At 56.5% G+C, this 10,858-nt stretch carries 4 protein-coding genes and 4 pseudogenes; all 8 read right to left on the minus strand.

Annotated features, from left to right (window positions below; all coding sequences use genetic code 11):
• Positions 1 to 215 precede the first annotated feature (215 nt).
• Positions 216 to 1,632 (minus strand): annotated as a pseudogene (gene tnpC / locus GM30_RS25290) (IS66 family transposase).
• Positions 1,633 to 1,671: 39 nt separating this feature from the next.
• Positions 1,672 to 2,019: an IS66 family insertion sequence element accessory protein TnpB gene (gene tnpB, locus GM30_RS00845; RefSeq protein ID WP_049847110.1), complete on the minus strand. Its 348-nt coding sequence runs from the start codon at positions 2,017 to 2,019 to the stop codon at positions 1,672 to 1,674.
• Entirely contained in the window at positions 2,016 to 2,342 is a 327-nt protein-coding gene (locus GM30_RS27755) for a transposase (protein ID WP_072093987.1), read from the minus strand. Before GM30_RS27755 ends, tnpB begins: the two co-directional genes overlap by 4 nt.
• Before the next feature lie 449 nt (positions 2,343 to 2,791).
• Positions 2,792 to 5,288 (minus strand): annotated as a pseudogene (locus GM30_RS00855) (glycogen phosphorylase).
• 17 nt (positions 5,289 to 5,305) lie between these two features.
• On the minus strand, positions 5,306 to 6,739 hold the full coding sequence (gene glgA, locus GM30_RS00860; protein ID WP_049847112.1) for a glycogen synthase GlgA: 1,434 nt from the start codon (positions 6,737 to 6,739) through the stop codon (positions 5,306 to 5,308).
• Positions 6,739 to 7,017 (minus strand): annotated as a pseudogene (locus GM30_RS00865) (GlgC family sugar phosphate nucleotidyltransferase); the annotation flags it as partial. The pseudogene GM30_RS00865 and the gene glgA, both read right to left, overlap by 1 nt.
• Before the next feature lie 226 nt (positions 7,018 to 7,243).
• Positions 7,244 to 8,647, minus strand: a complete 1,404-nt coding sequence (locus GM30_RS00870) for a glucose-1-phosphate adenylyltransferase (RefSeq protein WP_049847114.1) — start codon at positions 8,645 to 8,647, stop codon at positions 7,244 to 7,246.
• Positions 8,648 to 8,849: 202 nt separating this feature from the next.
• A pseudogene (gene glgB / locus GM30_RS27760) lies at positions 8,850 to 10,858 on the minus strand (1,4-alpha-glucan-branching protein); the annotation flags it as partial.

Here is a 10,858-nt window from a genome sequence, read left to right on the forward strand (position 1 = left end):
TAAAATCAAAACATCATTACCGTCCATCCACTTCAGAGAGGAGCCAACGAGACGGGCGCCCGGATCGTTTGGTTAAGCGAGTTATTGAATACGTAGCTTCAACCTCTGTAATGCCTTCTGGTGACAGAAAAATAATAAGTCACAGGCGCAGTGATAGCTGTAAAAATGCTGTATAGATGTAAGCGTCCAGCGAGAACCGTATTGACGGTGACGGGTTATTCAGTTGACAGTGCCACGCGCCAGGGGAGCCGTTCACTCACCCGATTGACCGGCCAGTCAGCTATGACGTCAAGGTCATGGCGCAGGTAGTTTTTATGGATCCACACTGTTCAGTTTGCACGTCCCGATCAGACTGTACAGCAACGCTCCACGCTCACCTCCGTGGTCTGAGCCGAAGAACAACCAGTTTTTACGACCCAGACTGACCATTCGCAGGGCATTTTCAGCGATGTTGTTATCTGCTTCAGCCCAGCCGTCGTCTGCATAGTACGTCAGCGCTGGTCACTGGTTCAGCGCGTATGCGAACGCTTTCGCCAGCTCTGAGTGTCGAGACAGGGTTTTTATCTTTTCTCTCAGCCAGTTTTCCAGGGATTTAAGCAGCGGTTTCGTTTTCCGCTCACGTTCTGCAAGGCGCTGCTCCGCCGGCATTCCCCTTATCTCCGCCTCAACGGTATACAGCTCACCGATACGCTTCAGGGCTTCATCCGTCAGCGCCGACGGCGTGCGGACGTGCACATCGTGGATTTTACGGCGGGTGTGAGCCCAGCAGGCGGCTTCCGTTATCCGGCCATCGCGGTACAGTTCGTTGAACCCGGCGTAAGCATCCGCCTGCAGCACACCGCTGAACCCGGACAGATGCGTCTGCGGGTGGATGCCTTTTCTGTCGGGACTGTACGCGAACCACACCGCCGGTGGCAACGCTGACCCGGCGTTGCGGTCATCACGAACGTATGTCCACAACCGCCCGGTCTTCGTCTTCTTATTACCCGGCAGCAGCACCTGCACTGGGGTATCATCGGCATGGAGTTTGCCGTCGGTCACTACATAGTGCTGAAGCGCCTCTTCCAGCGGTGACAGCAGTCGGCAGCATGCGTCCACCCAGCCCGACAGCAGTGAACGGCTCAGCTCCACACCCTGGCGGTTGTATATTTCTGACTGGCGATACAGCGGGGTATACTCGTACGCGGGCCAGCAGCCCCGGTCCTGCTATACCCCGCTCGATGAGCCACGAAGGCGCGGGGGCCTGCACTATGGCATCGCACTGAGTACAGGCATGCTTTTCACGTACTGTCCGGATAACCCGGAAGGCGCTTCGCATCAGCTCCAGCTGTTCGGCGGCATCCTCACCCAGGTAGCTCAGCGCACCACCACATTCCGGGCAGCATGACGCTGCTGGCAGCAGCCGTTTTTCATCACGGGGNGGTCGGCTTCCATCTGCGCGATACGACGGGATACCTTTTCGGAACGACTACCGAAGTTCATCCGGCGGAGTTTATCCAGCTGTGCCTGCAGGTGGTCTATTTCGCGTTCACGATCGGCCAGTTTTTCCAGCAGGGCACGGTTCAGCGCTTCCTGTTCGGCAAGGCGCTGTTTCAGCAGAAGGATGTCGTCAGAGGAGGCATTNGACCGTATTTTACCAGGTCTGTTCTGCAACAACCAGGATAAAGAGGGCTACAACATGGTCAGGGATGTAAGGAGCCTTTTAGGTTGCCGCCAGTCGATTCCCTCCAGGAGCATCGCCAGCTGCGCCGGTGTCAGGAACACTTTGCCATCCCGGGCCGACGGCCAGGCGAAGCGCCCACGTTCCAGCCGTTTTGTCAGCAGGCACAGTCCGTCGCCGGTGGACCACAGCAGTTTAACCTGGCTGCCACTGCGCCCCCGGAAGATGAAGACGTGGCCGGACATTGGATCATCTTTCAGCGCTGTCTGCACCTTTGCGGCCAGGCCGTTAAAGCCATTTCTCATATCGGTGATACCGGCAACCAGCCATATTTTTGTGCCTGCGGGAAGATTTATCATACAGACCCCCGCATCAGCTCGCGCAGGAGTGTGCTCATGAGCTCAGCAGAAGGATGAGTCAGTGTTATTTCTCCGCCCCGACATTTTATGTGGCAGGCAGTGGGAGGAGAACAGGATGGTGGTTCGAATGTTGAGAGAGAAGACTCCGCCTGAAGCTGCACGGGGATCAGGGCAGGAAGCGGCGATGCATTTTTTCGGGAGCGACAGACCCGCCCTTCACGCTGCCAGAGCCTTATCCATTTAAAGAGCAGATTGTCGTTGACGTCATGTTGACGGGCCAGAGCGGCGATACTGCCTTCTTGTTCAAGGGCCAGCCTGACCAGTTCCTATTTAAATTCAGGAGAATAGCGTTTCCGGGGAAGTCGTTCTTTGGCGCGCATGAGGTGTCCACCTGCAAAATAAGTGGGTGCTTAAGTTACAGGATCCTGGATTCGGGGCCAGACGGTACTTGGACGACGCTTACGTATAGATTTTCCGGTGAGTGTTAAATAAATCGCAAAGTCTGCGCTGGTTACGGTTTTACTCAGATTGTTCGCACAGGTGAGGATTCGGAAAAGAAACGCTGAAACTCAACTGCCGTGGAGGAGGGTGGCTACATGACTGACTTTACCCCCGGATACGGAGTGCGGTGCGTTGCTTCATATGGCGTTCCGGTTCCCTCATAAACATGTAGAAATGTCACCATGTAATGTACAAACAGCACGATAAAAGAGAAAAGCACTGTAATGTGGTACGGGATTATAGTATTCATGAAGCCACCGGATATTTCGAATTACAGTCTGACCGGGTCAATATGCCAGATGGTTTCGGCGTACTCTTTGATCGTACGGTCAGAAGAGAAGTAGCCCATGTTGGCGATGTTGTGCATCGCTTTGTTGGTCCACTCTTCCGGCTGGCGATACAGTTCATCCACCTTATCCTGACAATCAACATAGCTGCGGTAATCCGCCAGCACCTGATAGTGATCGCCAAAGTTGATCAGCGAATCCAGCAGGTCGCGGTAGCGGTTCGGATCATCCGGGCTGAAAACGCCGGTGCTAATTTGCGTTAACACCTGATGCAGTTCGTCATCCTGCTCGTAGTAGTCACGCGGTTTATAGCCGCTACGACGCAGCGCTTCCACCTCTTCCGCCGTGTTACCAAAGATGAAGATGTTATCCGCGCCCACATGCTCCAGCATCTCCACGTTCGCGCCATCCAGCGTACCGATGGTCAACGCGCCGTTAAGACCAAACTTCATGTTGCTGGTACCTGAGGCTTCGGTACCGGCCAGCGAGATCTGCTCGGAGAGATCTGCCGCCGGGATGATCAGCTGCGCCAGGCTCACGCTGTAGTTCGGGATAAACACCACTTTCAGCTTGTCGCCGATTTGCGGATCGTTGTTGATCACCTTCGCCACATCGTTGATCAGATGGATGATGTGCTTCGCCATGTAATACGCCGACGCCGCTTTACCGGCGAAGATATTCACACGTGGCACCCACTGGGCGGTCGGATCAGCCTTGATACGGTTATAGCGCGTGATGACGTGCAGCACGTTCATCAACTGGCGCTTATATTCATGGATGCGCTTAATCTGCACATCGAACAGCGCTTTCGGATTCACCACCACGTTCAGTTGCGTGGCGATGTACAGCGCCAGCCGCTTTTTGTTCTCCAGCTTGGCATGCTGCACCGCCTGATTCACCGCCGGGAAATCAATGTGCTGCTCAAGATCGACAAGCTGGCTTAAATCGGTGCGCCAGGTCTGACCGATGTTTTCATCCAGTACCTCAGACAGCGGCGGATTCGCCAGCGCCAGCCAGCGACGCGGCGTGACACCGTTGGTCACGTTGGTGAAGCGCATCGGGAAAATACTGGCGAAATCGGCGAACAGCGACTGCACCATCAGGTTGGAGTGCAGTTCCGACACCCCATTCACTTTATGGCTCACTACCACCGCCAGCCACGCCATGCGCACGCGGCGACCGTTGGATTCATCAATCAGCGACACGCGGCTCAACAGCCCGGTATCGTTCGGATACTGCTCCTGCAGCGTCTTCATGAAGTAGTCGTTGATTTCAAAGATGATTTGCAGATGCCGCGGCAGAATTTTGCCGAGCATATCCAGCGGCCAGGTTTCCAGCGCCTCGCTCATCAACGTGTGGTTGGTGTAGGAAAAGACCTGACAGGTCACTTCAAACGCTTCGTCCCAGGTGAACTTATGATCGTCAATCAACAGGCGTTCGCTCATCAACGTGTGGTTGGTATACGAAAAGACCTGACAGGTCACTTCAAACGCTTCGTCCCAGGTGAACTTATGATCGTCAATCAACAGGCGCATCAGTTCCGGAATCGACAGCACCGGGTGGGTGTCGTTCAGGTGGATGGCAATTTTATCCGCCAGGTTGGCATAGGTTTTATGCAACTGGTAATGACGGCTCAGGATATCCTGAATGGTGGCGGAGACGAGGAAATACTCCTGGCGCAGACGCAGCTCGCGGCCCGAATAGGTGGAGTCATCCGGGTAAAGCACGCGCGACACGTTCTCCGAGTGGTTTTTATCTTCCACGGCGGCAAAGTAATCGCCCTGGTTGAATTTCCCGAGGTTGATTTCGCTACTGGCCTGCGCGTTCCACAGACGTAGCGTGTTGGTGGCGTCAGTATCGTAGCCCGGAATGATCTGGTCATAGGCAACGGCCAGAATTTCTTCGGTTTCAATCCAGTGGGTTTTCTTCCCTTCCTGCTGGATACGACCGCCGAAACGCACTTTATAGCGGGTGTTGTGACGTTTGAATTCCCACGGGTTACCGTATTCCAGCCAGTAGTCCGGAGACTCTTTCTGCCGTCCGTCGACAATGTTCTGGCGGAACATCCCGTAATCGGTCGAGGAAACAGGCTGCCAGACGTCCCAGCCCCCCGTTGCCGAGTCCGGGGTCGTTTTCTTCGTCGATCAGCTCTTCGAGATCAAGCCCCATCTCTTCCAGCGCGCTTTTCACGTCGTCGTAAATGCCCAGCGACAGCATGGCGTTGGACAGCGTACGACCAATCAGGAATTCCATCGACAGGTAGTACACCTGGCGGGTTTCCTGGGAGAGCTGCGCGCGATTCGAACGCAACCAGCGCTCAACCAGACGATCGCGGACGGCAAACAGGGTGGCGTTCAGCCATTCATGCTTGTTAGCGATCGCCGGATCTTTGCCGATGGTGAACATCAGCTTATAAGCGATGGAGTGCTTCAGCGCTTCAACGCTGAGTGTGGGTGATGCATAGCTAAACGGTGCATTCATAGCAATGATTCCTGTGATTACATCAGGCGCTGGTACAGCTCACGGTACGAGTGAGCGGCGACATGCCAACTAAAGTCCATTCCCATTGCCTGACGTTGGACGTAACGCCAAAGCGACGGCCGCGACCACAGTACAAACGCGCGCCGAATCGCCCTCAGCAGTGACCAGGCATTGCTGTCCTCAAAGACAAAACCACTGGCGACACCGTCGGCCAGGTTTTCCAGCGAGCAGTCAGATACGGTATCCGCCAGACCGCCGGTACGACGTACCAGCGGCAACGTGCCGTACTTCAGCCCGTATAGCTGCGTTAAGCCGCAGGGTTCGAAGCGGCTCGGCACCAGGATCACGTCAGAGCCACCCATGATGCGATGCGAGAACGCTTCGTGATAGCCAATCTGTACGCCCACCTGCCCCGGGTATTCCGCAGCGGCAGCGAGGAAACCCTCCTGCAGCACCGGATCGCCCGCGCCCAGCAGCGCCAGTTGTCCGCCCTGCTCAAGCAGGCCCGGCAGCGCTTCCAGCACCAGGTCCAGTCCTTTCTGACTGGTGAGACGGCTGACGACGGCAAACAGCGGCACCTTCTCATCGACCTTCAGGCCCATGGCGATCTGCAGCTGACGTTTGTTTTCCGCCTTCTCTTCCAGCGTTTCGCGGGTATAGCGCGTCGCCAGCAGGAGATCGGATTCCGGGTTCCAGATCGTGTCGTCTACGCCGTTGAGGATGCCGGACAGGCGCCCCTCAAGATGACGTTGACGCAGCAGTCCTTCCATCCCATACGCATACTGCGGTTCGGTGATTTCACGCGCGTAGGTCGGGCTGACTGCCGTAATATGATCAGCGTAGTAGAGCCCCGCCTTCAGAAACGAAATCTGACCGTTAAATTCCAGCCCGTGCATGTTATAGAACGCCCATGGCAACTGGATGTCATTCATATGGTGTGCATAAAACTGCCCCTGATAGGCCAGATTATGCACCGTAAACACCGATTTCGCCGGTCGCCCGCGCGCCGCCAGATAGGCGGGGGTAAGCCCCGCATGCCAGTCATGCGCATGGACGATTTCCGGACGCCAGAACGGATCCAGCCCGCAGGCCATTTCGCATCCAACCCATCCAAGCAGCGCAAAGCGCAGCACGTTATCGGTATAATCATGCTGATTCGTGTCGTGATACGGACTGCCTGGACGATCATAAAGATGAGGCGCATCAATCAGATAGATGCCGACGCCGTTAAAATGGCCGAACATCAGCGTGATCCGCCCGGCAAACGTGTCACGACGGGTCACCACCTGTGCATCGGGGATCCCGCGTCGAATGTCAGGGAACGCAGGCAGAAGAACGCGTGTATCAACGCCTTCCGCAATCTGAGCCGCCGGTAATGCGCCCAAAACGTCAGCCAGGCCGCCAGTTTTCAGTAACGGGAACAGCTCAGAACAAACATGTAAAACCTGCATTATCGCTCCTGTTTATAGCCCAGGTTGCGCAGCATATCGCGCGTAACCAGCACAATTCCTTCCTCTGAACGGTAGAAACGATTTGCATCGTCTTCCGCATTCTCACCAATCACCATCCCCTCAGGGATGACGCAGGCCCGGTCGATAACACAGCGACGCAGACGGCACGAACGGCCAACCCACACGTCAGGTAATAACACTGCCGAATCGATGTTACAGAAGGAGTTCACCCGCACACGCGGGAACAACACCGACTGCACCACCACGGAGCCGGAGATTGCGCGCCGGATCGCCCGCACCAGATCAAGTCCTTTCTGACTGATGATGCGGCTGGTGACGGCAAACAGCGGTACTTTCTCGTCAACCCTCAGGTCTATGGTGATTTGCAGTTGATGTTTGTTCTCCGCCTGCTCTTTCCGCGTTTCGGGGGGGACAGATGTCGACGCCGTTAAAATGGCCGGGCATCAGCGTGAATCGCTCCTCAGAACAAACGTGTAACCTGCATTATCGCTCCTGTTTATAGCCCAGGTTGCGCAGCATATCGCGCGTAACCAGCACAATTCCTTCCTCTGAACGGTAGAAACGATTTGCATCGTCTTCCGCATTTTCACCAATCACCATCCCCTCAGGGATGACGCAGGCCCGGTCGATAACACAGCGGCGCAGACGGCACGAACGGCCAACCCACACGTCAGGTAATAACACTACCGAATCAATGTTACAGAAGGAGTTCACCCGCACACGCGGGAACAACACCGACTGCACCACCACGGAGCCGGAGATAATGCACCCGCCCGACACCAGCGAGTTCAGCGTCATACCGTGGCTCCCGGAGCGATCCTGCACAAACTTCGCCGGCGGCAGCGATTCCATATGGGTACGAATAGGCCAGTTCTGATCGTACATATCCAGTTCCGGCATCACCGACGCCAGATCGAGGTTCGCTTTCCAGTACGCTTCCAGCGTTCCCACATCGCGCCAGTAAGGCTCTGACGTGTCGTCTGACTGCACGCAGGAGAGCGGGAACGGGTGCGCGTAAGCGTCAAGGTTCGCTTTCCAGTACGCTTCCAGCGTTCCCACATCACGCCAGTAAGGCTCTGACGTGTCGTCTGACTGCACGCAGGAGAGCGGGAACGGGTGCGCGTAAGCGTCGCCCGCTTTGGTAATTTTTGGAATGATGTCTTTGCCGAAGTCATGACTGGAATTCTCGTCACGATCGTCCTCTTCCAGCAGTTCGTAGAGGTAGTCGGCGTCAAAGATGTAGATCCCCATGCTGGCGAGCGATTTGGTGCTGTCGCCTGGCATGGTCGGTGGATTGGCCGGTTTTTCGACAAAATCGATAATCTTTTCATGCTCATCGACCGCCATGACACCAAACGCCGTCGCTTCTGCGACCGGCACCGGCATACAGGCAACCGAGCAACGCGCGCCTTTTTCGACGTGGTCGATCAGCATGCGAGAATAGTCCTGCTTGTAGATATGGTCGCCCGCGAGGATCACCACATATTCCGCTTTGTAGCGACGGATAATGTCGAGGTTCTGGGTGACGGCATCGGCGGTACCGCGATACCAGTTTTCACCGTGGACGCGCTGTTGCGCCGGCAGCAGATCGACAAATTCGTTCATCTCTTCGCTGAAAAACGACCAGCCGCGCTGAATATGCTGCACCAGCGAGTGGGACTGATACTGAGTGATAACGCCGATACGACGAATGCCCGAGTTCAGGCAGTTCGACAAGGCGAAATCGATAATACGGAACTTACCGCCGAAATGGACCGCGGGCTTCGCACGCTTCACCGTTAAATCTTTCAGTCGGGTGCCACGCCCGCCTGCAAGGATCAGCGCAACGGATTTAATGGGCAGTTGACGCACCAGCATTAAACGGTTTCCCTTTTCTAAATTCACCATAACTGACTCCTCTTTATACTCCCTGGAACGCACACAGTCCGTGTGCATGCCCGACCAGAGAACTGTAATTACCGGATTATCCTCACCAGCAAACGGGAGAAAGGCATACCACTCCCCCTCACTCAGTATGTACGCTGAAAAACGTGAAACACGCCACGGTCATCTTGTGTCGTAACATGATGTGCAGCATTGCGCCAGTGGCTCATTCGCCCTCCCGTACCAGCCAGATTGTCGCCAGCGGCGGCAGTGTAATGCTGAGGGAATTCGCCCGCCCGTGACGATAGGTATGGTTCAGGTCGCGCACCAGGCGCTGTACGCCGTGATGCCAGTTATCGCCACCTTCCGGCTGGTTAATGCCGAAGCGGTAGTTGTGACGCGGAACCGGGGTAAAGTTGCTGGCGACGATGATTTCATTGCCCTGCTTATCGCGGCGCACAAAAATCAGCACCGAGCGTTCGTGGTCGTCCACCACCAGCCATTCGAAGCCGTAGGAATCAAAATCCAGCTCGTGCAGCGCTTTGTGATGACGATAGGTATGGTTCAGGTCGCGCACCAGGCGCTGTACGCCGTGATGCCAGTTATCGCCACCTTCCAGCAGATGCCAGTCGAGGCTGCTGTCGTGATTCCATTCGCGCCCCTGCGCAAATTCGTTGCCCATAAACAGCAGTTTTTTGCCCGGGAAGGCGTACAACCAGCCGTAATAGGCGCGCAGGTTAGCGAATTTTTGCCACGCGTCGCCCGGCATACGATCCAGAATCGATTTCTTACCGTGCACCACTTCGTCGTGCGACAGCGGCAGCACGAAGTTTTCGGTGTTGTTGTAGAGCATGCCGAAGGTCAGTTTGTCGTGGTGATACTGGCGATGCACCGGGTCGAGCTTCATGTAATCCAGCGTGTCGTGCATCCAGCCCAGATTCCACTTGTACCAGAAGCCGAGACCGCCCATTGAGGCCGGGCGCGAGACGCCCGCGAAATCCGTTGACTCTTCCGCCATGCTCACCGCGCCCGGTACCTGTTCGCCGAGAATGCGGTTGGTACTGCGCAGAAACTCAATCGCTTCGAGGTTTTCACGACCGCCGTGCTCGTTGGGGATCCACTCGCCCCCGTTCCACTTGTACCAGAAGCCGAGACCGCCCATTGAGGCCGGGCGCGAGACGCCCGCGAAATCCGTCGACTCTTCCGCCATGCTCACCGCGCCCGGCACCTGTTCGCCGAGAATGCGGTTGGTGCTGCGCAGAAACTCAATCGCTTCGAGGTTTTCACGACCGCCGTGCTCGTTGGGGATCCACTCGCCCCCNGGTAATTCGCCACTTCGCGACGGCCATAGTTATAAATCAGGGTATTCCAGTCCTGATGGTAGCCTTCACGCGGATCGCTGTGCTCGTACAGCTCAGTGCCGTCAAACTTCGCCAGCCCGAAATCATCGGACGGGAAATGGCCCGGCACCCAGTCAAGAATGACGCTCAGCCCGGCAGCGTGCGCGGCGTTGATGAAATAGCGGAAATCATCGCGGGTACCGAAACGGCGGGTCGGTGCGTACAGCCCGGTCGGCTGATAGCCCCAGCTACCGTCAAACGGGTGTTCGTTCACTGGCAGCAGTTCAAGGTGCGTGAAGCCCATCCACTTGGCGTAGGGAACCAGTTGATCCGCCAGCTCGCGGTAGCTCGCGCCGGGCACAAACAGTTCCCAGATGCCGGATTCGCGGCGCAAGCGCATCGGGTGACGGCGGCCGTCCAGCCAGAAGTTGTTGTCGGTGTGGCGACGCCACGAGCCGAGGTGCACTTCATAGATGGCGATCGGCGCATCAAAATCGTTGGCGCGTTTGCGCGCTTCGCTCTGCACCACCTTCTCCGGCAAGCCGCAAATCAGCGACGCCGTTTCCGGGCGAAGCCAGAAGTTGTTGTCGGTGTGGCGGCGCCACGAACCGAGGTGCACTTCATAGATGGCGATCGGCGCATCAAAATCGTTGGCACGTTTGCGCGCTTCGCTCTGCACCACCTTCTCCGGCAAGCCGCAAATCAGCGACGCCGTTTCCGGGCGCATCTGGGCTTCAAAGGCGTAAGGGTCCGCTTTAATGCGCAGTTTGCCGCTGGCATCGATCATCTCAAATTTGTAGAGCTGACCGTTGTGGACGACAGACACGCGGTGCGCATTCGGTGCCCAGACGGAGAACCGGGTGCCGGTGACGCCGTCCATGGTATCGGCATGCGC

Source organism: Trabulsiella odontotermitis, assembly GCF_001188485.1.
In the GTDB taxonomy this organism is placed as follows: Bacteria; Pseudomonadota; Gammaproteobacteria; order Enterobacterales; family Enterobacteriaceae; genus Trabulsiella; species Trabulsiella odontotermitis_A.